At 44.6% G+C, this 26992-nt stretch carries 18 protein-coding genes and 6 tRNA genes; 9 read left to right on the forward strand and 15 right to left on the reverse strand.

Translation table 11 applies throughout. From position 1 onward, the window contains the following. Positions 1-69: 69 nt before the first annotated feature. From DXD25_RS11605 to DXD25_RS11620, 4 genes are all read left to right on the forward strand, one after another. Entirely contained in the window at positions 70-1635 is a 1566-nt protein-coding gene (locus DXD25_RS11605) for an ATP-binding protein (RefSeq protein ID WP_117663649.1), read from the forward strand. A gap of 101 nt (positions 1636-1736) precedes the next feature. Next, complete coding sequence (locus tag DXD25_RS11610) at positions 1737-6788, forward strand: RecQ family ATP-dependent DNA helicase (RefSeq protein WP_117663650.1); 5052 nt, start codon at positions 1737-1739, stop codon at positions 6786-6788. Positions 6789-6962: 174 nt separating this feature from the next. Continuing rightward, complete coding sequence (locus DXD25_RS11615; RefSeq protein WP_117663651.1) at positions 6963-9290, forward strand: TonB-dependent receptor domain-containing protein; 2328 nt, start codon at positions 6963-6965, stop codon at positions 9288-9290. Between the two features lie 50 nt (positions 9291-9340). Then, entirely contained in the window at positions 9341-9934 is a 594-nt protein-coding gene (locus DXD25_RS11620) for a hypothetical protein (protein ID WP_147327903.1), read from the forward strand. 6 nt (positions 9935-9940) lie between these two features. Here the strand turns inward: DXD25_RS11620 and DXD25_RS11625 are convergent, their stop codons facing one another. Next, a complete protein-coding gene (locus DXD25_RS11625) occupies positions 9941-10699 on the reverse strand; it encodes a helix-turn-helix transcriptional regulator (protein ID WP_117663653.1) in 759 nt (252 codons plus the stop codon). A 1302-nt stretch (positions 10700-12001) separates the two neighbouring features. Here DXD25_RS11625 and DXD25_RS11630 point away from each other — a divergent pair. Continuing rightward, positions 12002-12847, forward strand: coding sequence for an N-acetylmuramic acid 6-phosphate etherase (locus DXD25_RS11630; protein ID WP_117663654.1), 846 nt, complete (start codon positions 12002-12004; stop codon positions 12845-12847). A gap of 103 nt (positions 12848-12950) precedes the next feature. Beyond that, positions 12951-13745 (forward strand): SDR family oxidoreductase, encoded by a 795-nt coding sequence (locus tag DXD25_RS11635; RefSeq protein ID WP_117663655.1) that lies wholly within the window; start codon positions 12951-12953, stop codon positions 13743-13745. Between the two features lie 5 nt (positions 13746-13750). On the opposite strand, the gene DXD25_RS11640 is transcribed toward DXD25_RS11635, so the two are convergent. The 12 genes from DXD25_RS11640 to nspC form a co-directional block, all read right to left on the reverse strand. Continuing rightward, complete coding sequence (locus DXD25_RS11640; RefSeq protein ID WP_117663656.1) at positions 13751-14896, reverse strand: esterase-like activity of phytase family protein; 1146 nt, start codon at positions 14894-14896, stop codon at positions 13751-13753. After that, positions 14883-15518, reverse strand: a complete 636-nt coding sequence (locus DXD25_RS11645; protein WP_117663657.1) for a 4'-phosphopantetheinyl transferase family protein — start codon at positions 15516-15518, stop codon at positions 14883-14885. Before DXD25_RS11645 ends, DXD25_RS11640 begins: the two co-directional genes overlap by 14 nt. A 39-nt stretch (positions 15519-15557) precedes the next feature. Further along, on the reverse strand, positions 15558-16904 hold the full coding sequence (gene gldE, locus DXD25_RS11650) for a gliding motility-associated protein GldE (protein ID WP_117663658.1): 1347 nt from the start codon (positions 16902-16904) through the stop codon (positions 15558-15560). A 16-nt stretch (positions 16905-16920) separates the two neighbouring features. Further along, positions 16921-17334, reverse strand: a complete 414-nt coding sequence (locus DXD25_RS11655) for a single-stranded DNA-binding protein (RefSeq protein WP_117663659.1) — start codon at positions 17332-17334, stop codon at positions 16921-16923. A gap of 21 nt (positions 17335-17355) precedes the next feature. Next, the gene (locus DXD25_RS11660) at positions 17356-17892 is read right to left on the reverse strand and encodes a hypothetical protein (protein ID WP_089544503.1); all 537 of its coding nucleotides are present in this window, start codon (positions 17890-17892) and stop codon (positions 17356-17358) included. Between the two features lie 34 nt (positions 17893-17926). Then, positions 17927-17999, reverse strand: a tRNA-Gly gene (locus DXD25_RS11665). Between the two features lie 19 nt (positions 18000-18018). Continuing rightward, positions 18019-18105 (reverse strand) — tRNA-Leu (locus DXD25_RS11670). 54 nt (positions 18106-18159) lie between these two features. Beyond that, positions 18160-18232: transfer RNA gene (locus tag DXD25_RS11675), tRNA-Gly, on the reverse strand. An 18-nt stretch (positions 18233-18250) separates the two neighbouring features. Then, positions 18251-18334, reverse strand: a tRNA-Leu gene (locus tag DXD25_RS11680). A gap of 28 nt (positions 18335-18362) precedes the next feature. After that, positions 18363-18444, reverse strand: a tRNA-Leu gene (locus DXD25_RS11685). Between the two features lie 40 nt (positions 18445-18484). Further along, a tRNA-Gly gene (locus DXD25_RS11690) sits at positions 18485-18560 on the reverse strand. 202 nt (positions 18561-18762) lie between these two features. Next, a complete protein-coding gene (gene nspC, locus DXD25_RS11695) occupies positions 18763-19938 on the reverse strand; it encodes a carboxynorspermidine decarboxylase (protein WP_089544502.1) in 1176 nt (391 codons plus the stop codon). Between the two features lie 107 nt (positions 19939-20045). Here nspC and DXD25_RS11700 point away from each other — a divergent pair, with 107 nt between their 5' ends. Both DXD25_RS11700 and DXD25_RS11705 read left to right on the forward strand, forming a co-directional pair. After that, entirely contained in the window at positions 20046-20654 is a 609-nt protein-coding gene (locus DXD25_RS11700; RefSeq protein WP_089544501.1) for a thiamine phosphate synthase, read from the forward strand. A 77-nt stretch (positions 20655-20731) separates the two neighbouring features. Next, a complete protein-coding gene (locus DXD25_RS11705; RefSeq protein ID WP_117663660.1) occupies positions 20732-21670 on the forward strand; it encodes a ribose-phosphate pyrophosphokinase in 939 nt (312 codons plus the stop codon). Positions 21671-21900: 230 nt separating this feature from the next. On the opposite strand, the gene glgP is transcribed toward DXD25_RS11705, so the two are convergent. Beyond that, positions 21901-24459 carry an alpha-glucan family phosphorylase gene (gene glgP, locus DXD25_RS11710; RefSeq protein WP_117663661.1) on the reverse strand — a complete coding sequence of 853 codons (2559 nt, stop codon included), beginning with the start codon at positions 24457-24459 and terminating at the stop codon, positions 21901-21903. Between the two features lie 76 nt (positions 24460-24535). Further along, positions 24536-26197 (reverse strand): glycogen/starch synthase, encoded by a 1662-nt coding sequence (locus DXD25_RS11715; protein ID WP_117663664.1) that lies wholly within the window; start codon positions 26195-26197, stop codon positions 24536-24538. A gap of 134 nt (positions 26198-26331) precedes the next feature. Here DXD25_RS11715 and DXD25_RS11720 point away from each other — a divergent pair, with 134 nt between their 5' ends. Then, positions 26332-26754 carry a hypothetical protein gene (locus DXD25_RS11720; RefSeq protein WP_117663662.1) on the forward strand — a complete coding sequence of 141 codons (423 nt, stop codon included), beginning with the start codon at positions 26332-26334 and terminating at the stop codon, positions 26752-26754. The last annotated feature ends 238 nt before the right edge of the window (positions 26755-26992 follow it).

Consider the following 26992-nt stretch of genomic DNA (forward strand, 5'->3'; position numbering starts at 1 on the left):
GCGCTTGATTATTTGCATATATCAAATATTAATTGTAAATTTGCGGTGGAAATATAAACATCGAAGATTATGGCACTTAAGTTATATCCATTAGGCATACAGACTTTCGAGCGAATCCGCAAGGAAAACAAGCTCTATATCGACAAGACGGAATACGTTTACCGCCTGACGCACACCAGCGGTACCTATTTCTTCTTGGGACGTCCACGCCGCTTTGGAAAATCCCTGTTTCTCACCACCCTCCATAGTTACTTTGAAGGCAAGAAAGACTTATTCAATGGTCTTGCCATCGAAAAGCTGGAAAAGGAGTGGACAGAATATCCTGTGCTCCACTTTGATTTGAGCGGAGGCAAACACATGAATAAAGAACAGCTGGAGAGATATCTCGCATTCATACTGGAAACAGAAGAAAAGAAATGGGGTATCACACAGCCACAAATTGATGCCAATAACCGATTGACAGAACTGATCAATACTGCATACGAGAAATCCGGAAAACAGGTAGTCGTACTTATTGATGAATATGATGCGCCCATGCTGGATGTGGTTCACGAGCAAGAACAGTTGGATACCTTGCGCAATATCATGCGCAACTTTTTCAGTCCTTTGAAATACAGCGAAGCTAAACTGCGCTTTGTCTTCCTGACGGGCATCACCAAGTTCTCGCAAGTCAGCATCTTCAGCGAACTGAACAACATCACCAACATATCCATGAATGATGATTATGCTGGTATCTGTGGCATCACCAAAGAAGAACTTCTGACGCAGATGTCGGAAGATATTAAGGAGCTTGCCCGAAGAAGAAACATAACGAAAGAGCAAGTAATCGACAAGTTGAAAGAGAATTATGACGGCTATCATTTTACAAGATTCTCACCCGATATCTTCAATCCATATAGCCTGCTGAATTGCTTTGCTGAAAACAAGTTCGGATCCTATTGGTTTACTTCCGGCACTCCAACTTATCTCATCAATATGATGCGCAAATATCAGGTAGTTCCTACAGATGTCATCACCCGAGTGGAGGCTGATGCCAGCGAGTTTGATGCTCCTACGGAGAATATGCCAACCATCATGCCGCTGCTTTACCAAAGTGGATATATCACAATCAAGGAATATCATGAAGACTACAACTATTACGTTCTTGATGTTCCTAACAAGGAGGTGAAAATGGGACTGACCAAGGCACTGATTCCATCATACGTCACACAAAATACACTTGCAACAACCAATACAGCCCGTCGTATCGCACAGGCATTGGATAAGCAGAATATGGAGGAGGCATTAACCTTACTCCAGACATTTCTGGGAACCGTTCCTTACTGCAACAACGCTCATTATGAGGGACATTACCAGCAAATGCTCTTCATCATATTCTCTCTGCTTACAGACTATCAGGTGGACGTTGAAGTTCATACACCCAACGGCAGAGTTGACATCGTATTGCTCACCCATACAGACCTTTTCCTGTTGGAGATTAAGTTAGACAAGAGTGCGAAGTCTGCAATGCAGCAAATCAACCTGAAGAACTATCACAAACGATTTGCGCTAAGCGGCAAGCCAATAACCAAGGTCGGCATCAACTTCGACAGTAAAACTGGGAATATCGATAATTGGATAATCGAAAAAGCATAAGATAAAAATATCTGTCTGCGACATCATAGAGGAAGGTATGGTCTATGCATAGATAAGACAGCTTTCTGATACATCTAAAAAGCAAAAAAGAAAAGTTTATTATGTCAATATTCAGTCGCCTCTTTGGAAGGAAAAACAATCTCACCGTAAGCTCTGACATCAGGAAGAAAGATGCCAGAAGCAGGAACATTGCCTTCGTGGATACAGAAGTGGGACTGAAAGACCATAAAATACACGATATCGGGGCATTAAGTTATGACGGAGCCACCTTTCACCAAGCATCACAGACGGCACTGAACAAGTTCCTGCAAGAAGGAAAGGTTGACTATATCTGCGGTCATAACCTCATTCATCACGATGCCCGCTATCTCCAACTCAACGGCATACTGATAGATACCCTCTATCTCTCCCCGCTCCTCTTCCCCAAGCGCCCTTACCATCATCTGGTAAAGGACGACAAATTGATGAGCGAGCAGATGAACAATCCTGTCAATGACTGCGAGAAAGCCAAGGAGCTGTTGATGGATGAAATCGCTGCATGGAATCAATTATCAGAAAGGAAAAGGAAAATCTTCACCTTGCTGCTCCAGCATGAAGAGGAATTCAAAGGATTCCTGATGTATGTGGGAGCCATCGAAAAGGATGACGCAATGATAGGCGTTTCAGAATTCATTTTTTCTGAATACAAGAATCATATTTGCGCCCATGCCGACATTCCGGCTCTTGCAGCCCAGTCGCCTTGCGGCTTGGCATACGCCTTGGCTCTCATAGGCACAGACGATTACCAATCTGTTACCCCAGGTTGGGTACTCTGCCATTATCCCGAAGTAGAACATATCATCTATATGCTCTGCCATACCCAATGCACCGATGGCTGCGAGTATTGCAACCGCATGCTCGACATTCATCACAACCTGAAACAGCTCTTCGGCTATGATGCCTTCCGTACCTATGACGGCGAACCGCTGCAGGAACAGGCATCGCAGGCTGCTGTGGATGGCAAGTCACTATTGGCGATATTTCCTACGGGTGGCGGCAAGTCGCTCACCTTCCAGTTGCCAGCCCTGATGGATGGCAGAACCGTACATGGACTCACGGTGGTTATCTCGCCCTTGCAATCATTGATGAAAGACCAGGTAGATAACCTCGCAGACCGTGGCTTCACCGATGCCGTAACCATCAATGGTCTCCTCGACCCTATCTCCCGCTCTCTAGCCATCGAACGAGTTCTGAGCGGAGATGCCACCTTATTATATATAGCACCAGAGATGTTGCGCTCCAAGACCATCGAGCGCATCCTGATGGCACGGCATGTGGTGAGATTCGTCATTGATGAAGCTCACTGCTTCTCTGCATGGGGACAAGACTTCCGGGTGGATTACCTATACATCGGCAAGTTTATCAAGAAATATCAGGAACACAAGTTTGGCAAGGACGCTATGGACCGCAATCATGGTCATACCCTGATACCTGTATCCTGCTTCACCGCCACAGCAAAACAGAAGGTGGTGCAGGACATCTGCGACTACTTCAAGCATTGGCTGGGCACCGATCTCCAGCTCTTCGCCTCATCAGCCTCACGTACCAACCTGCACTATTCCGTTATCCACGTAGATAGTGACGGCAACAAATACAATCTACTGCGCTCGCTGGTAGAGCAGGCAGATTGCCCAACCATCATCTACGTATCCCGCACCAAGCGAACCCGGCAACTCGCCCAAAAACTGACACGTGACGGTATATCCGCCCTGCCCTATAATGGCAAGATGGATGCTGATGAGAAGATACACAATCAGGATGCCTTCATGAGCGATAAGATTAGAATCATCGTTGCCACCTCCGCCTTCGGCATGGGAGTAGATAAGAGCGATGTGGGGCTGGTTATCCACTACGACATCTCCGACTCTCTGGAGAACTATGTACAGGAGGCTGGACGTGCAGGAAGAGATCCACACCTCAATGCCAAATGCTATGTACTCTATAGCGACGAGGACTTAGATAAGCACTTCATCCTGCTCAATCAAACCAAGCTGAGCATCAGCGAGATACAACAGGTATGGAATACCATCAAAGTTCTTACCAAGCAGCGTCCACACGTAAGTTGTTCGGCACTGGAGATAGCCCGTCAAGCCGGTTGGGATGACTCGGTATCCGACATAGAAACCCGTGTCCGCACCGCCCTATCTGCTCTAGAACAGAGCGGATACATAGAGCGTGGCAACAATATTCCGCACGTCTATGCCACAGGTATCACCGTCAAGAACATGGACGAGGCAAGACTGCGCCTCACCGAATCACCCCTGTTCTCGGAAGATGAGATGCAGAATGCCATCCGCATCATCAAGTCGCTTATCACCCAGAAGCATATAGCCAAGGCACAGGATAGCGAGGCAGAATCCCGCATCGATTACCTCGCCGACATCCTAGGACTCAGTAAGCGAGACGTCATCTCCTCCGTTGACAGAATGCGACAGGAAGGCATCCTTGCCGATACCCGTGACATCTCTGCCTATCTGCAAGACATCAGCGACAAGCAACGCAAGCCTCAGCAGATGCTGGAGAACTTCGCCAAACTGGAAAGATACATTCTGGAACATATCCCGGATGAAGCGCTGCACATCACATACAAGCAACTCAATGACAATGCCGTACATGACGGCATCAACACTTCAACCGAAAAGAAAATCCGCACACTGCTATACTTCCTGGCAGTGAAGGGATATGCGCACAAGAAGGAAGATGGTGGTCGCAATCTCATCGTAACAAGAGACAAGGATATAGAGACCATCATCAAGCGATTCGAAAGACGAATTGAGGTTTGCCGATTCATCATCGAAAGACTATACAGCCTGGCAGAGGAAGAGAGCAACAATAGCTCTTCTGAAGAAAAGAATCCTTCTGAAGAAAAAGGTTTAGGAAAAGCCTCTGGCTCTAGAGATAATTCAAAAGAGAATTCAAGAGAGAATTCAAGAGAGAAGCCTCTCCAATTCTCGGTAGTTGAACTTCTGAACGATCTGAAATCCAGCAACCAGTCACTCTTCTCCGACTTCTCTTCCCTGCAGTTGGAAGACGTAGAGGAAGCCTTGCTCTATCTCTCCAAGATAGGAGCCATGAAGCTGGAAGGAGGATTCCTGGTACTCTACAATGCAATGGCAATTAAGCGTACCAAGGAACTCCGACTGCGCTATAAGCAGGAGGATTATCGCATGCTCAATGAGTTCTACAAACAGAAGATTCAGCAGATTCACATCGTGGGCGAATATGCCAACCTGATGGTAAGGGATTATGATGCCGCCCTTCAATATGTGCAGGATTATTTCCAGATGGACTACCACCGCTTCATCTTAAAGTACTTTAAGGGCAACCGGGAGACTGAGATAGAGCGCAACGTAACACCTTCGAAGTACAAACAACTCTTCGGAATGCTATCCAAGCGACAGAAGGAAATCATCGACGACCATGAGTCTCGCTGCATCGTAGTCGCTGCCGGTCCTGGCAGCGGCAAGACACGTGTGCTCGTGCATAAGCTTGCCTCTCTCCTGCTGTTGGAAGATGTAAAGCACGAACAACTTCTGATGCTCACTTTCTCGCGTGCAGCCGCTACCGAGTTCAAGCAGCGACTGATGCAACTCATCGGCAATGCCGCCCATTTCGTAGAAATCAAAACCTTCCATTCTTACTGCTTCGACCTGTTAGGTAGGGTTGGCAATCTGGATGAAGCTGGAGATGTGGTTAAGCAAGCTGCCGAAATGATCAACAATGGAGAAGTGGAACCCAATCGCATCAGCAAGACCGTGCTCGTGATCGATGAGGCGCAAGACATGAGCAAGGATGACTATGCTCTAGTCACAGCTCTAATGAAAGCCAACGAAGAGATGAGGGTGATAGCCGTAGGCGATGATGACCAGAACATCTATGAGTTTAGGGGTTCCAACTCACAGTATCTCTATGAACTGACCCAGACAGAGCACAGCCGTTTCATTGAGATGACCGAGAATTACCGCAGCCTTCGCCATATTGTGGATGCTGCCAACGACTTCGCCCGTAACATCCGCCAACGAATCAAATCTACCCCTATCATCTCCATGAGTCAAGAAGATGGAGAGGTAAGAATCGTGAAGCATCCATACGAGATTCAGAAGAAAAAGGTTTATATGTATCAGCCTATTCTTGAAGATGTTACGCGATTACTAAGAAGTAACGCTTCAAAAAAAGCCGATGCTTCTTCCCGCAAGAAGAACGAAACTATCAGTATCCTCACGCAGACCAATGAGGAGGCTGTCATCATGCTGGCTCTTCTTCACAGTCATGGCATCAAGGCCAAGCTGGTGCAATCAATGGACGGCTTGCGCTTCTGGAATCTGGCAGAGGTAAGATATTTCTTGAAGAAGATAGACCAAGGCATCAAGGAGACGAAATCCCCTATCATCCCTGATGATATTTGGGAAGCAGCTAAGCAGCAGACATTCCAAAAGTATGCCACCAGCCAGGCATTGCCATACCTGCGCCGCAGCCTACAGATATTTGAGCAGACCAATCGTGCCAAGTACTACAGCGACCTGAGGGAGTTCGTGTTCGAATCATCAGTAGAAGACTTCTGTGACATCTCGAAATCAGACATCGTGGTCAGCACCATCCACAAGGCAAAAGGCCATGAGTTCGACCATGTACTGATGCTCATTACCCATCCCGAGCATCCTACAGATGACATACTGCGCCGATACTATGTGGGCATGACCCGTGCCAAGCGTACGCTTGCCATCCACACCAACGGCAATCTCTTCGACAGTCTGAAAAGTGCCCAGCATCTCTATGATGCCCAAGCCTACGATGAGCCCAAAGAAATAGTACTTCAGCTCTCACACAAGGATGTAAACCTGGGCTTCTCCAAGCCTCACAAGGATGCTATCCTTTGCCTGAGAAGCGGTATGCCGCTAACCTATCACGACCATTGCCTCTGTCTCCCATCAACAGGCAGAGACATAGCCCAGCTCTCCATCAAGATGAAAGAGAAACTAGGCAAATGGGAGTTGAAAGGTTACAAGGTAACCGCTGCCCGAATCCGCTTCATCGTGGCATGGAAGTCAAAGGATGCACCGAGGGATGAGAAGGAATCCGCCATCGTGCTCGCTGATTTGGTGATGAAAAAATAAGGTAAATTCATCAAAAATCTATCACCAAACGCTATTTATCCTTTCTTTTTATACACAAAAGTGTAATTCTTAAGCCGCACTCTTGAGAAATACACTTTTGTGTCAAAGGCTTTTTCCTATAAAGCTATACTTTTGCAGCAGAAAAATAAATGAATCAAGCAAAACTGTAGCAATATGAAGGAAAAAGTAATTTTTACCACAGTGTTGTACCTCTCGGCTATGACTCCGATGATGGCGCAGAATATCACCGGCAAGGTGATGAATACCAAGGGAGAACCTTTGGCGTTTGCCAATGTAGTATTATTGAATAGAACAGACTCGGCTTTCGTCAAGGGCGCAGTGAGTGGAGCGGATGGCAGCTTTGTCATCGACTCTTCCTGCAACGGCGGAATCATCAAGGTGACATCCGTAGGCTATAAGACAATCTGCAAGGATTGCGAGGGCGAGAATGTGGGCATCATCAAGATGGAAGAAGACAGCAAGATGCTCGGCGAAGTAGTCGTGAAATCATCTCTGCCTAAGACTATCCTGAAGAATGGCGGAATGACAACAACCATTGTCGGCTCTGTTCTTGAGAAGGCAGGAACCATGGAACACCTGCTCGACCGCATCCCTAACGTTTCTGCCCAAAATGGCAGCATCAAGGTATTCGGACGTGGTGAGCCTGTTATCTATATCAATGGACGACAGATGAGAGACAAGAGCGAGCTGGACCGTTTGCATTCCGATAACATCAAGTCGGTGGAAGTCATCACTAACCCTGGTGCTCGTTACGCAGCCAGCACCAAGGCGGTCATCCGTATCACAACGAAGAAGATACAAGGCGAGGGCTTCGGATTTGACGCTACAACAGAAGGATCGTACGACGAGAAAAAGAACATTGGAGGATATGGCAGGCTGAATATGAACTATCGCAAAAATGGATTAGAGCTGGGCGCATACGCCTTTGGAGCAAAGCAATACCAACCCGATAACAAAGACTTACAGCAGAAGACTTATCTTGACAAGACGTGGAACCAGAAAAGTGAGATAAGACAAGTAGGTATTATCGAAGCCATGAACTTTCGATTGGATGCCAGCTACCAGTTGGATGCCAATAACTCTATAGGTGCCAACTTTGGTTTTCTAAGAAATCCAAAACAAACATGGAACGGCGATATGAGTTCTTCTATATTGCAAGACGAAGAATTGTCTGAAAGTTCTGATAGTCATGCTGATTTCTTTTGGCAGAAGAATAATCTTTCAAGCAACATTTACTATGTGGGAAAGATTGGCAAACTCGGCATCGACTTCAATACCGACTGGCTATGGTCGAAGGAATACCAGAACGATGTTACCAAAGAGCAATACCAGGAAGTGGGGATGAATGCACAAAGCCAGACGGTTCATAGCTTGACTAACAAGAACTATCATTTGCTCGCTTCCAAGCTGGTTCTTTCTTATCCATTATTAGGTGGTGAATTGTCTTTGGGTGGCGAATATTCTAACACCCATCGTACCTCAAAGTATCAGGTTGTGCCAACCAACTTTGTGTCGGATGATGACAGCCGTATTACAGAAAGCATGACTTCTTCATTCTTGACCTATTCAAGAGATTTCGGAAACGTGAGCATGGAGGCAGGATTGAGATACGAGTACATCGACTTCAATTACTATGAGTATGGCAAGTATGTGCCAGAGCAAAGCAAGTCGTACGGCAATTGGTTCCCATCGCTCAGCGTGTCGCTGCCTGTGGGCAATGTACAGATGCAGCTGAGCTATGCAGCCGACATCAATCGCCCTTCCTATCAAAATTTACGCAGCGGCATACAGTATGACAACCGCTACACGTATGAAACGGGAAATCCATTCTTAGTGTCTGAGATAAGCAAAAATCTCAACTACGAATTGGCTTACAAGTGGTTGACTTTCGACATGACCTACAGTCATACTTCACATCCAATTATGTCAACAGTGGAGACTTATAAGGATAATCCTGCAATAGGCTTGTTGAAGCCTTTGAATGGGAATTCGTATAATGACGTAGAGGCATCCATCAACTTGCGCCCTTCGTTTGGCATTTGGTATCCTTCGTTTACCGCATCCGTTGACAAGCAATGGTTTGATATGGAGACGCACGATGGAAAAGCGCTCAACAAGCCAATGGCTTCTTTCCGTTTTGACAATACGCTCAACACCAAATTGGGAATGTTTACGTTGATGATGTCGTATATCACGAAAGGCCATGAAGAGAATCAGTATCTGTACAAGCCAATGTTTTGCACGAATGTTTCTGCATATAAGGCTTTCTTGAAAGACCGTTTGTCGTTTCAGCTCTTCATCTATGATTTGTTCGGGACAAACGATAGCCACATGATTGCTCATTTTGGCAAAATAAAGGAAATGGTGTATGATGGACTGTCAACAAGCAAAGTTTCGCTTACTGTACGGTATAAGTTCAACACAACAAGAAGCAAATATAAGGGTACGGGTGCTGGAGAAAGCCAGAAGAACAGAATGTAATCTGTCTGCAGCATCCGGTAATGGTGTAATGACAATAAATCTCTCTATAAATGAACAACCCAATAAAATTGTTGATTAGTGGCGCAGACATGGGAGGCTTGATAGCTTCCTGTGCCTTGCACCATGACTTCCATGAAAGCCCTCGGCAGGAAGATAGATTTCAAATCTATCGCATAGAAAAGGATACGCTGACGATGGAAGATGTGGATGCATGCGACTTGTCGGGCATCCGATATGCGGTGAATGCAACCTTGCATGACAACGAAGCCTCTTTTGCTTTCGATGAGAAATGCAAGGAGCAGGGCATCCCCGTTATCCATGCCGTCAATCTTGGCAAGGCTGCCTTTCTCGCTGTAGAGAAATCGAAAGGCTATCCATTCAGCGAAGTAGTGAAAAAAGGTTCGGATGATTTCCGTTGCTCACTGGGCAAGTATATCTCTCAGTATGGAATGTTCTGGCAGATGCCTGTGCCTTGGGTGGATGAAGCCATCAGGCACTATTCTGAGGAATCTTTCCCGCAACTGGGCATCGGGGCATACATAGCCGCCGGCTATTGTGCCAACATTCTCGCAAACCTTGCGGAAGGCAAGGAGGTGAAATACTTCCCCAAGTTCTATCTCTCGCCATTGTTGGAAGAGATATGATTGCGATTATATCATCTGATAGTTCGTGGCATGAAACAGCGCCTCGGCAATGTTCTTCACGCCCATCTTGGCGAAAAGGTTGCGCTTGCAAGCCTTTATCGTATCCACCGACTTGCATAGTCGGTCGGCAATATCATTCATCGTGTAACCTTGGGCAGACAATCTCAAAACATCTCTCTCAGTCTCGCTCAAGGTTATGCCTTCTTTCTTTTCCCACTTATGGCGCAATGTGGAATATTCAAAATAGCTACGCTCACCATTCTTCTGCATGATGATATGCCCCGGTTCATCGGTTGCTGCCAATGATACGGTGCAGAGGGCAAGCCAGATTCTTCCATCATCAGAAAGAAGTATCGGAGTAAGGTGATGATGAATCAATCGGCTATGTCTGCCATTGGTAAGATGAAAATCGTACGAGATGGTATAGTCCAGACGGTCGCCCACAGGCAATTCATTGAAAAGATCAAAACCTTTCTTGTTCACTTCGAGCAGCATCTGCAGGTCAGCATCCGGAACATGGTCTATATACATCTGATAGCCTGCGTCCATCAACTGCTCCGGTTCCAATCCGCAGAGATAAGCGAGGTTATCTGATGCATAGATGAAGTCCTGATGAAAATAGTCGATGATATAGACGCACTGGTAGGTGCTGCGGGCAAAGGCCTTTGCCGCATTCACCAATAATTCAATCTTCTCGTAATCTTCTCTGTTGATATGATTCACCTCGTTGGAATGGAGGAAGAAATCGTCTTTTTCTTTATTCATAAGCTATTCTGAATATTACTCTTTCTATCTGTTCTCCGATAAGCCATCGGATCTCTTTTAAATACGCTATTCGGCTACAAAAGTACATATTTTTATTTGATTACAACTCTATTGGATTGTTTATTTACAGATAATTAACCGTAAAAGCAGATGAAGCCATAGAGATCACCGAGATAAAAAACTCCCCAAACGCATATTTTAAGATATTAGATAGAGGGGCAACTGCAAAAGCGTGTGGATGTAATATACTAAAGTCTTAACTCCTCTGCGACCGCAACGAGCGATAACTTCTTTAACTTCTGAACTTGCGAAACTTGAATATACAATGGTATTTTGAGCCGATTCAACATAAACTAACCTTCAGAAATAGCTTCTCAAAAACAGCAATTATAATTTTATTCTCCTTTCACAAACACCAGAATATACTTATAGTCAATCACTTAAGTGTGAAAGGAGAATTCAACACCCCAGTACTACGGCTATCATGGGAAACGACAAAAGAACCAACTGCGCTTACCACCGCACCATTTACCTTGAGCTGAAACAACAATAATAATCAGCCGAAAGGACTATTAATATAAGGAGAAGGCAACTTAGTCTAAAGGAGAAAGCAACTATCACAAAAGGAATAGAAAAGGCTTCTTTGTATCGGATGACCCGGGTCATCCATATAGATGACGGGAGTGAGCCATATAGATGACCCGAGTCATCCATATAGACGACCTTAGTCATCCAGCCGATAAATCGCCTCTTTTCGCCTGCCAATATCTATCCCTCATCCTTCTAGTTACTATGCTTCATCCCAACATTCATAACAAAGACACCCACTATTCATTATCAAAATACCTGCTATTTACTATCAAGACGCTCATTATTCATTATCAAAACATCTATTATTGACTATACCAGATCCTTGCCCCACCTATACCATACTCATTAAAAGCAAGGCACATCGCCAAATTTAAGCTTAGCCATCAATTATCATCTCAAAATAAAGAGGTTTTTCCTTTCACACTTAACTCTCTCATTTTCAACACAATCCGCATTCCGTGAAAGGAGATTTATTATCTACCTTAAATATTTTCAGCAAATTTATCCCCCTAAAATTGGGTGGATTCAAAAAAGTAGTACCTTTGCACCCACCACTCATCCATATTAGTGCCATTTTTATTTGGTAGTTTAAGAATAAAAGATTACCTTTGTATCGCTAAACAGAAAGAAGAGAACGATGGCTATAAAATATGATCAGCAATTATACATAGGATACTCCAAGACATTCTACAATCTAAAGATTTTGGTAATATGTTAAACAAAGTAGATAAAAGAATAACTGAGCAAAGCTCACTCTACGAGCATCTGGAAAAGATGAGCGTGGATGAACTCACCGCTCATATCAATGCAGAAAACAAGAAGGTGGCTCTGGCAATAGAAGAAGCATTGCCTGCCATCAACCAACTGATTTCCGCCATCGAAGGGCAGCTGAAGAAGGGCGGAAGGCTCTTCTATGCCGGTTGCGGAACGGGCGGAAGACTTGCTACGCTCGATACCATCGAGGTGCAGAACACCTATGGTATTGACGGTTCACAGATACAGGCCATCTTCCCCGGAGGCATCGGCTGCCTTACACAAACCAGGGAATCAAGAGAAGACGACCTGGAGAATGGCTGGCATCAGCTCTGCGACAAGCATATCTCAAGGCAAGATTTCGTGCTGGGCTTCTCGGCAAGTGGCACTACTCCCTTTGTACTCGCCATCCTGAAGCATTGCAAGGAGGCAGGTATTCCTACGGGATGCATCGTCAACAATCCCCACGCTCCCATCGCCCAGGCTGCTGATTATCCTGTAGAAGTCATCACGGGACCGGAGTTCGTAACGGGAAGTACCCGCATGAAAGCCGGTTCATCGCAGAAGATGATTCTGGATATGATCAGTACTTCTCTTCAGATTCGTCAAGGACGAGTGGAAGGCAACAAGATGGTGAACGCCAAGCTCATCAATCATAAACTCATCGACCGTGCCTGCCGCATCTTCATGGAACGCAATCCGGAATATACGGATTACGAAGAAGTAAAGCAACTGATTCTGAAAGCTGGAAGCGTGAAGAAGGCGGAAGACCTGCTGAAGAGTAAAAGCGATTTAAATGCTTAGATAGAGTTAGACAAAACTTCACCTTATATAAAAATAAGAACTATCAAGACTTCACCTTTATAAAATAGGAATATCAAGATTTCACCTTATATAATAAGACAATATGGAAAAGAAAGCAATTGTAATGGGTGCCACATCGGGCATCGGAATGGAAGTGGCGAAACTGCTTGCAGCAAAAGGATGGCAGGTAGGAATAGCCGGAAGAAGAATCGAAAGATTGCAGGCTCTGATTTCGCAGGGCGGCATTACCTGCTATCAGCAAATAGACGTAACTTCTCCCGATGCTCCTGCCCAACTTCAGGAACTCATCGATAAGTTGGGAGGCATGGACTTGTATTTCCATAGTTCAGGCATTGGCTGGCAGAATAATACGCTGGATATAGAAAAGGAATTGAAGACCGTGGAAACAAACGGCTTGGGATTCACAAGAATGGTGGATACGGCATTCAACTGGTTTGCCGCCCAGTCTTCTACTCCTACCAATAAGAGTAAGTTTTCTGTTCCTGAAAGTAAGAAGAAGTCAAACCATGCCTATCAGAATTTCCGCATTGCCTGCATCACTTCCATCGCCGGAACCAAAGGTCTCGGTGCAGCCCCTGCCTACTCTGCCACCAAGCGATTCCAGAACCATTATCTGGAATGCCTGTCGCAGCAGGCACGGATGCGTCATCTCCCCATCGCCATTACAGATATCCGACCAGGTTTCGTAAAGACCGACCTCATCGCAGGCAGCAGCTATCCACTGCAGCTCAAATCGGAAGACGTGGCGAAACATATAGTGAATGCTATCGAAAACGGAAAGGAAGTTAAGGTGATAGACTGGAGATATGATATCCTCGTCTTCCTCTGGCGACTCATTCCTAGATGGTTATGGATGAGATTGAAGATTACAACATAACAACTTTATTCCTTTCTGATGACTATCGTCTTGAACCAGTCTTTCAATACTCCAGCATATTGATCCTGCGAATCAGACAGCAGGATGACAACCTGGGAACCATCTTCCAGCATAGGACCAAGACACATACCTTCGTAATTGGCAAAGGAACGCTTGGAAAGAGACAAGCCGGTTTTCCATTCCGTGAGCAATCTCTTTTTCAAGAAAGGAGTATCTGATGAAAACTTCTCTTTCATAGAAAACTCCTCAGAATTCAAAGGATTGATCAGATAGAGCTTGCACTTGCAGAAAGCACCTATCTTGATCTTAGGAATAAATGCCTCACGCTCCAGAACCAGAAGCTGTCCATCGGGCAAGGCACAAAGCTCACTCACACCCATCACATAGATATCTGCTTTCTTATGGGTAGAAGGTTGATCCATCTGATAGGCATAGGTAGTCATATAACGAGAGTCTTTCTTGCTATTCACTTGCTCGCTATACTCTTCCTTGTTACTATCTTCCTTCATCTTTCCCCAATCAAGCCTCATCAAACGAAGCTGGTTGGTCAATCCGTTTTGAGGAGTAGCAGGCTGTCCGTCCTTGCGAAGCGTGCTCTCAGGTATTGTCCAGAGATACTGATGGACGGAATCAAAAGCCAGAGACTCAAAATTATAATTAGGATAAAAATCAGATGAAGCCCATCTGCTTTCCCAAAGGTTCTGCCGATAGCCAACCTTGGCAGTATCCGCCGAAATAGGCAGAATAGGATACTCCTTTAAACGGCAATATCCTTCGCTTGCTATCACCAAGGTAGAATCAGAAACCTTCACGATGGCTTCATGGTCAAATCCCTTCTCCAGCCCCTGCCAAGGCTTGCCGTCGTTCAGCGTTCCATCTGTTCTCTCGGTAAAACCCAGGTTCTCTACCTGTTCCAGTTCGCCGGTCTTGGGATTCACCTGAATTCGGAAGTTGAAATACAGAGCACTATCCGACTTGTCGCTTACCACCGCATAGATATCATCATACAGATGAGCAATGCCGCTGTAGTTGCCCGCAGCCACTGTATTAGGAAAAGCCTTCTGAGAATTCTCTCTCACTACTTTCCAATCCTGTGCTCCAGCCAACAGACTGAATGCCAGGAAGATGGTCAGGATACTACAACGCAGCATAGGTAAGAACAAACTCCATGGTTAATTCGAAATCCACATGCGCCGTCTTTCTGCTCTTGAGATTCTCCACATCACACGACCAGTCTGCCATCGTATCAAATGGCTTTACCCGCATATCCTCAAACATCAGTTTTTCCTCTGAGAATAACTTGAAGACCGTTTCCTTGGCACACCAATGCACCAGCTTGGCATCCAGATCTTCCGCCTTCTCATCCTTTCGCAGGAATTTGGAAGCGATGCGCTCTACCCTATCGCTGAAGTATTCGATATCCACCGCCACTTCCTGATTCTTGGAAAGGATAAGCGCAGCATAACCCTTGGTATGCGAAACGCTGATATGATAACCACGGAACAATGGCTTTCCAGCCTCGTTGTGAGTAATGTCACCCGCATGAGAAAGCAAGCCCTTGGAAGCTCCGTTCGTCTTGAGCATCTCATACATTAATGCACGAATGGCAAGAAACTCCAGTTTCCTGCCATCGTTCTTATATTTCTCTTCCATCTGGGAACGGTAAGCCTGCAGAAGTGGATATGCTTCAACCAACTGTTCTACAGTCTCATCCATCTGCCATAAGCCCAGACTCACTCCCGGATAAACTTCTCGTATATTGACAACTGCCATACTATATAATCAAAATATTACAAATATAAGGAGGATGAACTACTTGGAGGAATTCTCCTCTTCGTTTCTTACCGGATGTACCGTCACCTTAATCTTGCTGATGCGACGCTCCTCGATATTCATCACCTCAAAAGTATAGTTCTTATAATCTATCTTCTCGTGCATACTTGGGAAATCACCCTTGATTTCCAAGAGCAGACCAGCCAGAGAATCTGCATCGCCCTCAACCTCCTCGAACTCTTCGTCATCTACATTCAGAATCTTGCAGAAGTCTGAAAGCAAGGTCTTGCCTTCGAAGATAAATGTATTATAATTTAATTTCGAATAGAACTTCTCCTCCTCATCATATTCATCATTGATCTCGCCAACGATTTCCTCCAGGATATCCTCCAGGGTTACGATACCGGAAGTACCGCCAAACTCATCTACCACAATGGCGATATGAACCTTATTCTCCTGGAACTCACGAAGCAGATCATCTATCTTCTTGGTTTCAGGAACGAAGTAAGGAGGACGAATCAAACTCTGCCAACGGAAGTTGGATGTCTTCGTCAGATGAGGCAACAAGTCCTTGATATACAACACACCACGGATATTATCCGTATTATCCTGATAAACAGGAATACGGCTGTAGTTGTTCTCTACAATACACTTCAACACCTCAGGATAGGTACTGCGAATATCCAGGTCAACGATGTTCTGACGAGTAGTCATCACCTCCTTGGCAGTTTCATCGCCAAATCGGATGATACCCTTCAGCATGCTCTGCTCGTCCTTGATATCTTCCTTGTCGGTGAGTTCCAGAGCCTGTTCCAAATCATCCACACTCAGGACATGATTCTCTTTCTGTATAATCTTTTCAGCAACGATTCCACTCTTCAGCAGTACATTCTCCAATGCCCAGAACACCTTGCGTGCAAACATAATGCCGCCCACACATCTACGGCAAAACTTGAGAGGATCCTGTCGGGCATAAACCTTAGGCATAATCTCTCCGAAGAGCAAAAGCAAGAATGTAAGGATTACCGTGATGATAAGGAACTGAAGCCAATAAGCCTTAGGACCAAACTCCACGATTCCGGCAAAAACATAATTGAGGAGCATGATGATGGTGACATTCACAAAGTTATTGGTTATCAGAATGGTAGCCAATGTACGTTCTGAATCCTCACGCAACATCTGAATTTTCTTGTCACAGTCAGTTTTCTCGTCCTCCAGTTCCGCAACATCCGCTGGTGATAAACTAAAAAAAGCGATTTCGGAACCACTGGCAAAAGCTGACATACCAAGCAGGATAGCTGCCAATATAGCAGCTACAAAAACACCAGTAGATGGCTGCAAGAGCAGCACATCACTAAAAGCATCCGTTATGGTCGATATATCCAATTTCTGAGCTTAAAATTTAAAATGGTAAATCTTTGTTCTCAGTAGTCTCTGCAGGAGATGGGGTTGATGAAGCAGGAGCTGAAGTTGGAGCAGAAGCTCCCGCCCGCGAGGTCAGCATCTCCATATTATCAACGTATATCTCGGTGATATTATGTCGCTTACCCTGCTTGTCATCATAGAGTCGATAGCGGATCCGGCCTTCCACATAGAGTCGGTCGCCCTTGTGTACATACTTCTCCACCACCTTTGCAAGACCACGGAAGAACACGAGGTTATGCCAATCGGTATGATCTGGTACTTGCATACCATTAGCCAGGGTGTAACCTTTCTCCGTTGTCGCAAAAGACACTTGGGCTACCGCCTGATCTGCATCATAATAATGCACAACAGGTTCCTTGCCCACATTACCAATCAACATTACCTTATTCATAGTTTCCTAATAATTATCTTTTTACTTCCACATTCCCAGATAGCGGAAATGGAAATTCTTACCCTTAGCTGAAGGGAACTGACTACGAGAGTCAACTCTCTCCTTCAAGTGCTCTACAATACGAGTGTAGCAATCCAACCCCGACATAGCCTTTACATGAGCCACGAAGTGAGTATCTCGGTATTCAAACTTTCCCGTAGCAGGCACCATCACAACACGCTTGAAATCCAAAGATCCCTCGTACCAGCCAGCCAACTCCTGTGTTAGATTCAGCATTACAGGATTCTCCTGGCGTTCTGCAGGCGCAGACGAACGCAAGGCCTTCTTATCCTTGAAATCCTGCATCGTAGCAGCAGCCGTCTTGATAACTATGAAATAAATACGAGGACGAACTTTATAACGTTTAGGATAGCAAACATCGCTAGCGGCGTAATCTCTAATATCTGCCTCTAGCTCAGCATCCATACCAATTTCCGGGATACCTTTCAAAAAATCTATTGCTTCATCGACATTATTTACTAATGTCTCCTGATCGAAATATCTTAAATATAAATTCATAATAGGTATGTTTCTCTATTTTCAAATAAAATAGAGCGGAAAACGGGACTCGGACCCGCGACCCCAACCTTGGCAAGGTTGTGCTCTACCAACTGAGCTATTTCCGCCTAACAAAAATAATGAAAATGGTGAAGAGGAGGAGACTCGAACTCCCACGACACAATTGTCACTACCCCCTCAAAGTAGCGCGTCTACCAATTCCGCCACCTCTCCATTACCTTGAAATTCCATACCTAATACAGAATGACATGTTGTCCAAAATGTTCGAGCGGAAAACGGGACTCGGACCCGCGACCCCAACCTTGGCAAGGTTGTGCTCTACCAACTGAGCTATTTCCGCTTGTACAACTTCAAGAAGTGAAGAGGAGGAGACTCGAACTCCCACGACACAATTGTCACTACCCCCTCAAAGTAGCGCGTCTACCAATTCCGCCACCTCTCCAACATTTAGATGCCATTTTGAACATCAGTGCCCAAGACAGGACTCGAACCTGCACGTTGTGAAACACACGCACCTGAAACGTGCGCGTCTACCAATTCCGCCACTTGGGCTCAAAAATACACACCCCTTCTAACTAGATATGTAAAAGAATGGAGCGGAAAACGGGACTCGGACCCGCGACCCCAACCTTGGCAAGGTTGTGCTCTACCAACTGAGCTATTTCCGCTTATTTCCTAACTTTCATAGGAGCGTTCCTCTGAATGCGAGTGCAAAAGTACTACATTTTTTTGAACCCACCAAATTTTTCAGCGTTTTTTTTATAAAAAATGCACATTTTTCTTCATTTTAGAGGAAAAACGTGCATTTTTAGGCGTATTTCAAGCATGATTCGTCCATTTTAGGGACAAACTTCATCAAATAACCAGTCATCAATCCATCCTGTCGCGATAGTCCTCATATCCAAATTCACGCAAAATTTCCAAATTTCCGTCCAAATGTACGATTCCGATAGCCGGATGAGTGATGCCATTAAAGGTATTTGTCTTCACTGTGGTGTAGTGGAGCATGTCTTCAAAGATGACATTTTCGCCAATTTCCAGCTCATGATCGAATTTCCAGTACCCCATGAAGTCACCACTCAGGCAACTATTGCCACCTATTCTATATATATGTTCGCCCTCCGGAGCCTTCATCGGGTCTTCAACCTCCAAAGTTTCAGCATTTCTCACTGCCGGCATATATGGCATTTCGAGACAATCTGGCATGTGGCAGGTAAAACTGGCGTTGATAATCGCAGTCTTGATACCTTTATCTTCTACCACATCTACTACCTGGGTTACCAACGGACCAGTTTGCCATCCAAAGGCACTACCAGGCTCCAGGATAACCTTCAGATGAGGATAACGGGCATGAAATCCCTTTAATATATTAATAAGGTGTAAAACATCATAATCCTTGCGAGTCATCAAGTGACCACCTCCAAAGTTAATCCACTTCAACTGCGGGAACCATTTGGCAAACTTTTCCTCGATATGTGCCAATGTGCGTTCGAAGACATCCGCCCCACTCTCGCAATGGCAATGACAATGGAATCCCTCTATGTCGGAAGGCAAGGTTTCCGGCAACTTATCTGCCGATACGCCAAATCTGGTTCCCGGAGCACATGGATTATACAATAAGGTTTCCACCTCAGAATATTCAGGATTCACTCTCAATCCGTACTTGATTTCCGGATTTGCCAATCGGGCACGCTCATGATAACGCTCATACTGAGAAAGCGAGTTGAACGAAAGATGACTCGAACAGCGGGCTATCTCATCAATCTCATAATCCGTATAAGCCGGCGAAAATGTATGCGCCGGACTTCCAAACTTCTCGAAAGCCAGTTTCGCCTCACTCAAAGAACTCGCCGTAGTAGAATGAATGTACTCTCTGAAAATCGGAAAAGTCTTCCACAGGGCATAAGCCTTGAAGGCAAGAATAATCTCCACATCGGCACGTTCTGCCACACTTTTGATAAGACTCAGGTTGCGTCTCAGTCTCTCCTCCTCCAAAACATAAATTGGGGTGTGAATCTCACAAAAAGTCGATAAATTTACTCTCATTTCTTGATAAATATTAATTTTATGGTGCAAAGATAGCTTTTTATCCCGATATAATTGCAGGATTGCGAAATTTTTAATACTTTTGCAGTATAAAATGCATTTTGACAATGAAATTAGCAATAATGACCAAGTCCACATTCTTTGTGGAGGAAGATAAAATACTCACCTCGCTGTTCGACGAGGGGATGGACAACCTGCATCTCTTCAAGCCAGGTTCATCGCCCATATACTCTGAGCGCTTGCTCACTTTATTGCCAGAAGACTACCGACGCAAGGTTACGGTTCACGACCATTATTACCTCAAGCAGGAATACGACTTGGCGGGAATACACATCGATGATCCTCTTGCTCCTGTCCCTGATGGCTACAAGGGCAAATACAGCCGCACCTGTACTGACCTATTAAAGCTGAAGGAGATGAAGAAGAAGTCAAACTATGTTTTTCTGAAAAACATATTCGACTGCATCGAATTCAAGGACGAGAAATCCTCATTCTCTACACAGCAGTTAGAGATGGCTGCAAAGGCTGGTCTCATAGACAAAAAGGTATACGCCCTGGGAGGCATGAGCCTGGAAAATCTCAAAATGGCCAAAGACCTGGGATTTGGAGGCGTGGTAATCTGCGGAGACATCTGGAACCGCTTTGATATCCATAATGAGACTGACTTCAAGGAGCTGATTCAGCATTTCGAAAGACTGAGAAAAGCTATCAGCTAAAAACCAGTTCGCAATGATTCATATATATATCATCTAGAATAATACATAACTATTAATACACGTAAACACTAAAGGAAATGAGTGACAAGAACTCTTATTTGGTATTCTCAGGTACTAACTCGAGATACCTTGCAGAGAAAATCTGCGCTAGTTTAGGTTGCCCACTGGGTAATTTGGTAGTAACCAAGTTTTCTGATGGTGAGTTTGGCGTTTCTTTCGAGGAATCTATCCGCGGTCGCGACGTATTCCTCGTGCAGAGTACCTTCCCTAATTCAGACAACTTGATGGAGTTACTTTTGATGATCGATGCTGCCAAGCGTGCATCAGCTCGCCACATCATCGCTGTTGTGCCTTACTTCGGTTGGGCTCGTCAGGACCGTAAGGACAAGCCACGTGTCAGCATCGGTGCTAAATTGGTTGCCGACTTGCTTAGCGTTGCCGGAATCGACCGCCTCATCACTATGGACCTCCATGCAGACCAGATTCAGGGCTTCTTCGATGTTCCAGTAGATCACCTCTATGCTTCTGGCGTTATCTTGCCATACCTGCAGAGCTTGCACCTCGAGGATATGGTAATTGCTTCTCCAGACGTAGGCGGTTCTAAGCGTGCCAACACTTATGCCAAGTACTTCGGTTGCCCTCTCGTACTTTGCAACAAGACTCGTGCTCGTGCAAATGTAGTTGCCAGCATGCAGATCATTGGTGATGTAAAGGACAAGAACGTAGTCATCATCGATGACATGGTTGATACCGCAGGTACTATCACAAAGGCTGCTGATATTATGAAGCAGGCTGGTGCTAAGACTGTTCGCGCTTGTGCTTCTCACTGCGTAATGAGTGGTCCTGCTTCGGAACGCGTACAGAATTCTGCTCTCGAGGAGATTGTTTTCACAGATTCAATCCCTTACACCAAGCGTTGCGACAAGGTTAAGCAGCTCACCATCGCTGATATGTTTGCTGAGACTATCCGCCGCGTAGAGGACAACGAGAGTATTTCTTCTCAGTATCTCGTATAATAATTCCCACATTATTATATATAAACAAAAAAAGGAGCCTTCCCTACTCTTCTTGAGCGGGAAGGCTCCTTTTCTTTTGTTTATTTTCTGATTCTTCTTCTATTTTCTGATTACAAAGAATACCCGGTTTTCTTTCTAATCCGAGAAAAAAACAAAAAAAATCCTGCACCTCTATACGAGCTGCAGGATTCATTATATTTATATGATACGAATAGAAATCCGCTATCCTATTAGTCCAACCACTTAACGTAGCAGAAGTCCTGACGATGTGGCAACTTCTCATTCTTAGGATACATACGAACACCTGTCTTGAATGAACCAGCATTGATTGGCTCAATCTCAGCCTCGAATGTAAAGTTGTTGCCCTCATGACCAACCATCTTGAATGGATAAACAGCATAAATCTGCTTGCCATCCTCAGGCTGATCCTTCAATACAACAAGCTCCAAGCCTACTGCATCGTTCAACCCCTGCTCATCGATAACATACTGAACCTTGATCTTCTGACCTGTCTCAGCAGCCATCAACTTGCTGTCATCCTTAGATACTACGTGGATACCATCCCAACGCTCAGCAACGCTTTCCTTCCAGAGTGCAATCTCCTTAGCCAAAGCATTGTCGTTAGCACTCAACTTCTTGAAGCGGGCAGCCTCCTTGTTGTAGAACTTATCATAGTAGTCATCCAACTGACGCTTCATAGTATAGTGAGGAGCGATAGTAGCGATAGAGTTCTTTACTACCTGGATCCACTCCTTGCTGAAGCCTTCCTTGTTCTTGTTATAGTACATTGGGATGATGTCGTTCTCCAAGAGGTTGTAGATAGTAGCAGCATCAAGCTGATCCTGGTAACCCTGGTTCTGGTATGTACGCTTCTCAGGAAGAGCCCAACCAGCACCCTCGCGGTAACCTTCTACCCACCAACCATCAAGTACAGAGAGGTTGACAACACCGTTCATCTCAGCCTTCTCGCCAGATGTACCAGAAGCCTCCAATGGACGTGTAGGAGTATTCATCCAGATATCAACACCTGAAACCAGGCGACGAGCCAAAGTCATATCGTAGTCCTCGAGGAAGATAATCTTGCCAAGGAACTCAGGACGCTGGCTGATTTCGAAGATTCTCTTAATCAAGCCCTGACCAGCACCATCAGCTGGGTGAGCCTTACCAGAGAAGAAGAACAATACTGGGTGCTCTGGGTCGTTAACGATCTTAGCCAAGCGATCCAAGTCGGTGAAGAGCAAATGAGCACGCTTGTATGTAGCGAAACGACGGCAGAAACCGATCATCAGAGCGTTAGGATTGATACGCTCGAGCAAAGATACTACACGAGCAGGATCACCCTGGTTCTTCAACCATGTCTGTGTGAACTTCTCACGGATGTAAGCTACGAGCTTCTTCTTCAATGTCATACGGGTATTCCAGATTTCTGCATCTGAAACATTGTAGATAGCATGCCAGATTTCCTCGTTGCTCTGGTCGTTCATGAAGTTCTTGTCGAAATATGTATCATAGAGCTTACGCCACTCTGTTGCTGTCCAAGTTGGGAAGTGAACACCATTGGTTACATAACCTACGTGGTTCTCCTCTGGGAAGTAACCCTTCCAGATGTTAGAGAACATCTGCTGGCTTACCCAACCATGGAGCTTACTTACGCCGTTAACCTCCTGACAAGTATTGCAAGCGAAGGTAGAGAGACAGAAACGCTCGTTGTGATCGTCTGCATTCTCACGACCCATACCGATGAACTCATCCCAAGAGATGCCGAGGCGCTGTGGATAGCCGCCCATATACTTGCCGAAGAGAGCCTCGTCGAAATAGTCGTGACCAGCAGGAACTGGAGTATGAACAGTATAGAGAGAAGAAGCACGAACCAGCTCGAGAGCCTGGTTGAAGTTCAAGCCATCCTCCTCGATGTAATCGCAGAGACGCTGCAGGTTGCAGAGTGCAGCATGACCCTCATTGCAGTGATAAATCTCCTTCTTGATGCCGAGTTTCTTCAAAGTCAAGATACCACCGATACCAAGCAAGATTTCCTGCTTCAAGCGATTCTCCCAGTCACCACCATAGAGTGAGTGAGTGATAGGACGGTCGAACTCTGAGTTCATATCATTATCTGTATCCAGGAGATACAACTTGATACGACCTACGTTCATCTGCCATACATAAGCGTGAACCTGATAGTTTGTATAAGGTACATCAATAACAACAGGGTTGCCATTCTCATCCAGAACACGTTCCAATGGAAGAGAATTAAAGTTCTGAGCATCATAATTGGCAATCTGCTGACCATCCATGCTCAAAGACTGCTTGAAATAACCATATCTGTAGAGGAAACCAACGGCACACATATCCACGTTGCTATCAGATGCCTCCTTCAAGTAGTCACCAGCAAGCATACCAAGACCACCAGAGTAGATTTTAACCACCTGGTTGATACCATACTCCATGCAGAAGTATGCTACAGAAGGACGCTTTGAGTTTGGCTTCACATCCATATACTCACGGAACATCTTGTAGACGTTCTTAACCTTAGCCATTGTCTCCTTATCCTTAACAATAGCCTCCTTACGATCGTAGCTCAAACGCTCCAAAAGCAATACTGGGTTAGCGTTGCATTTCTCGTACAAATCAGCATCGAGACTCTTAAACAAGTCACGACCCTCATAGTTCCATGCCCACCACATATTGTGAGCAATCTCGTCCAAGCACTTCAATTCCTTAGGAAGGCTAGACTTAATAGTAGTCTCCTTCCATTGAGGAGCATTAGCATAGTCTGCTTTAATTTTCATTGTGTTTCGATTTATATTAAACTATTTATATCTCATTAATTATATTGTGATTTCTCCCTATTAAGAGAGAGAATTCTTATTGCTTCATACGATTCTCTGCCTTACGCAATGCGAAGTCATAGGCATCGTAATAATACTCGATGAAATGCTTCCACAATGCCTTCTCAGAGAGTTTCTCGGCATTCTTGCGGCACTTGTTCACCTGAGTCTTGGTCATACCAGAATACTTGGCTACAGTATCCTTGATAGCATCAGCGACCTCTGAGTAATTGTAATCGGTACGCTTGATTACCTTCACACCATCCTCTATCTCGCTATAACTTCCCTTCTCTGAGTTCGCCCAAAGACCAAAGCCAGCCAAGTCGGTGGTGATACATGGCACCTTGAATGCAACAGCCTCTAATGGAGTATAACCCCATGGCTCATAATAAGAAGGATAGATGCAGAGATCATTACCCAAAACTACATCATAATAACTCTTGTTGATGATACCATCATCTCCTGTCAAATAGCAAGGCAAGAATATCAACTTAACCTTGTCTTCCTTGTTATTATGCATATTGAAGTACTTCAACATACCCAAGACATTGTCATGACTCATATTGTGCAACCAATGGGTAATCTCTGGAACTTCAAGTGGAGTATCAAACTTCTTGCCACTTTCCAAACGCTCCAGAAGATCCTGACGTGGATCACCAACCCAACCAGGTACATCGATGAATGCCAAAACATTCTTCTTCAAATTGCTATCGCGAAGCAAACGGTTCATCGCCTCGATATAGACATCAATGCCCTTGTTGCGGAACTCGTAACGACCACTGGTGGAAACAATAAGTGTATCATCGTCCAAGTCGGTACCCATCAATGCATTAGCTACATCGAGCAAACGCTTTCTTGCCTCCTTACGTTTCTTGGTGAATGCAGAAGCTTTAGGTACAAAACTATTATCAAATCCGTTAGGTAATACAAAGTCAACAGGCTTATCCAAGAGTTCCTTACACTCATTGGCTGTAATATCACTTACCGTAGTAAAGCAATCAACATACTTTGCGGTTTGCTTTTCAATTGAATGTTTGCTCTGCATATTGAGCTCCTGTGCCATCTGATCGCCATTATAGTCAAAAAGATAGTCATAGAGAGGCTTATTATTACCTGCAATACTGCGACCAATGCTAGTAGCATGTGTAGTAAATACAGTAGCAACTTCTGGCAAATACTTATTCACATAGAGCACGCCAAGACCGGTCATCCATTCATTTCCATGATAAATAACCTTCTTACCCTTGCCCACAACATGCTTATAGAAACTTTCTACAACCAATGCAGCAGCATAAGAGAACATGGATGCCTCATCATAATCACCATAAGCATGAAGACTATCCACTTGATAATCATTCCAAAGCTGGCCATAGATTTGGTCTTTCTGTTCAAAATAAGGTTGGAAATCTACCAAGACTGCCACAGGCTCGCCAGGGATTTGCCATCTACCTACCTTTACATTCAAGCCCTCTTTAAGAGCTTCTGTTTTCCACTCCGCATAAAGCGTATCATCCTCAGAGAAATAAGGATTTACCTTCTCTCCCCAACAATCAGGACCAATAAATATGAGTCGGTCCTGTAACTTTTCCGTAAGAGTCAAAGCTCGTGTCGACAAAACAGTGTATATACCACCAACTTTGTTACACACTTCCCAGCTAGACTCAAATATATAATCTGGAAATAATCTGTTCTTTTCCATATAAATATCAATAAAACACCGCAAAGATAGGTAAATATTTGCAAAAAAACAAATATCTCTCATTAAAATCATAAAAAAAATAATGTTTTCTTGATTTAAATGAATAACTTTGTGCAGTTAATAGAATTTTATATATGAAAAGAAGATTTTTAATAACATTATTGTGCCTTATCAGCATAGTATGCATGGCACAAAACGATAGTACTTTATTCAAAGGTAAACTGACTAACAAGGAGTTGAACGTCTATATGAGCATCGACTTCTACCACAAGAATCTCAAAGTTCCGGGGCAGGAAGTGTTTGGAGAGATGCCTGGTTACTTTGGAGATAGACTGGATAGCAGAAAATGGCTGATCACTGATGCGAATGTAGATGGCAAGATAGCTCACCTCTCCATTATTAATGATTATGGAAGCGAAGATCTTGTTGCTGACCTAGTTATACTCTCGGATGGCACCTACGAGCTCCAGCAAAAAGAAGGAAGCAGCATCAAGATTGCGCGAAATCGCAAATGGGTTAAGATCCCTAAGAAATTGGTATTCATCAAGGAGAATTAATACCCAAGACAAAAGGGATATAGTTATACCTAAAGAGCAAAATAGTTGCATTTTCTTTATGGCTCATATTTTTCGTATTTGCAGGCAATCATACAGTTCGCCAAAAATACAAGAAATATGAGCCTCTTTATTATGTTAAATAGAAGGTGAATAAACAAAAAAACCTCGATTACAGGACGTAATCGAGGTTAAAATAAATAAAAGAAGGCGGCTACCTACTCTCCCGCATTGCATTGCA

It is taken from the genome of Prevotella sp. TF12-30 (genome assembly GCF_003436715.1).
In the GTDB taxonomy this organism is placed as follows: Bacteria; Bacteroidota; Bacteroidia; order Bacteroidales; family Bacteroidaceae; genus Prevotella; species Prevotella copri_A.

What these genes read in the sequence shown, in the direction of transcription:
- DXD25_RS11605 (WP_117663649.1), top strand. Translation starts at nt 70, where the DNA reads ATGGCACTTAAGTTATATCCATTAGGCATACAGACTTTCGAGCGAATC.
- DXD25_RS11610 (WP_117663650.1), top strand. Translation starts at nt 1,737, where the DNA reads ATGTCAATATTCAGTCGCCTCTTTGGAAGGAAAAACAATCTCACCGTA.
- DXD25_RS11615 (WP_117663651.1), top strand. Translation starts at nt 6,963, where the DNA reads ATGAAGGAAAAAGTAATTTTTACCACAGTGTTGTACCTCTCGGCTATG.
- DXD25_RS11620 (WP_147327903.1), top strand. Translation starts at nt 9,341, where the DNA reads ATGAACAACCCAATAAAATTGTTGATTAGTGGCGCAGACATGGGAGGC.
- DXD25_RS11625 (WP_117663653.1), bottom strand. Translation starts at nt 10,699, where the DNA reads ATGAATAAAGAAAAAGACGATTTCTTCCTCCATTCCAACGAGGTGAAT.
- DXD25_RS11630 (WP_117663654.1), top strand. Translation starts at nt 12,002, where the DNA reads ATGTTAAACAAAGTAGATAAAAGAATAACTGAGCAAAGCTCACTCTAC.
- DXD25_RS11635 (WP_117663655.1), top strand. Translation starts at nt 12,951, where the DNA reads ATGGAAAAGAAAGCAATTGTAATGGGTGCCACATCGGGCATCGGAATG.
- DXD25_RS11640 (WP_117663656.1), bottom strand. Translation starts at nt 14,896, where the DNA reads ATGCTGCGTTGTAGTATCCTGACCATCTTCCTGGCATTCAGTCTGTTG.
- DXD25_RS11645 (WP_117663657.1), bottom strand. Translation starts at nt 15,518, where the DNA reads ATGGCAGTTGTCAATATACGAGAAGTTTATCCGGGAGTGAGTCTGGGC.
- DXD25_RS11655 (WP_117663659.1), bottom strand. Translation starts at nt 17,334, where the DNA reads ATGAATAAGGTAATGTTGATTGGTAATGTGGGCAAGGAACCTGTTGTG.
- DXD25_RS11660 (WP_089544503.1), bottom strand. Translation starts at nt 17,892, where the DNA reads ATGAATTTATATTTAAGATATTTCGATCAGGAGACATTAGTAAATAAT.
- nspC (WP_089544502.1), bottom strand. Translation starts at nt 19,938, where the DNA reads ATGAGAGTAAATTTATCGACTTTTTGTGAGATTCACACCCCAATTTAT.
- DXD25_RS11700 (WP_089544501.1), top strand. Translation starts at nt 20,046, where the DNA reads ATGAAATTAGCAATAATGACCAAGTCCACATTCTTTGTGGAGGAAGAT.
- DXD25_RS11705 (WP_117663660.1), top strand. Translation starts at nt 20,732, where the DNA reads ATGAGTGACAAGAACTCTTATTTGGTATTCTCAGGTACTAACTCGAGA.
- glgP (WP_117663661.1), bottom strand. Translation starts at nt 24,459, where the DNA reads ATGAAAATTAAAGCAGACTATGCTAATGCTCCTCAATGGAAGGAGACT.
- DXD25_RS11715 (WP_117663664.1), bottom strand. Translation starts at nt 26,197, where the DNA reads ATGGAAAAGAACAGATTATTTCCAGATTATATATTTGAGTCTAGCTGG.
- DXD25_RS11720 (WP_117663662.1), top strand. Translation starts at nt 26,332, where the DNA reads ATGAAAAGAAGATTTTTAATAACATTATTGTGCCTTATCAGCATAGTA.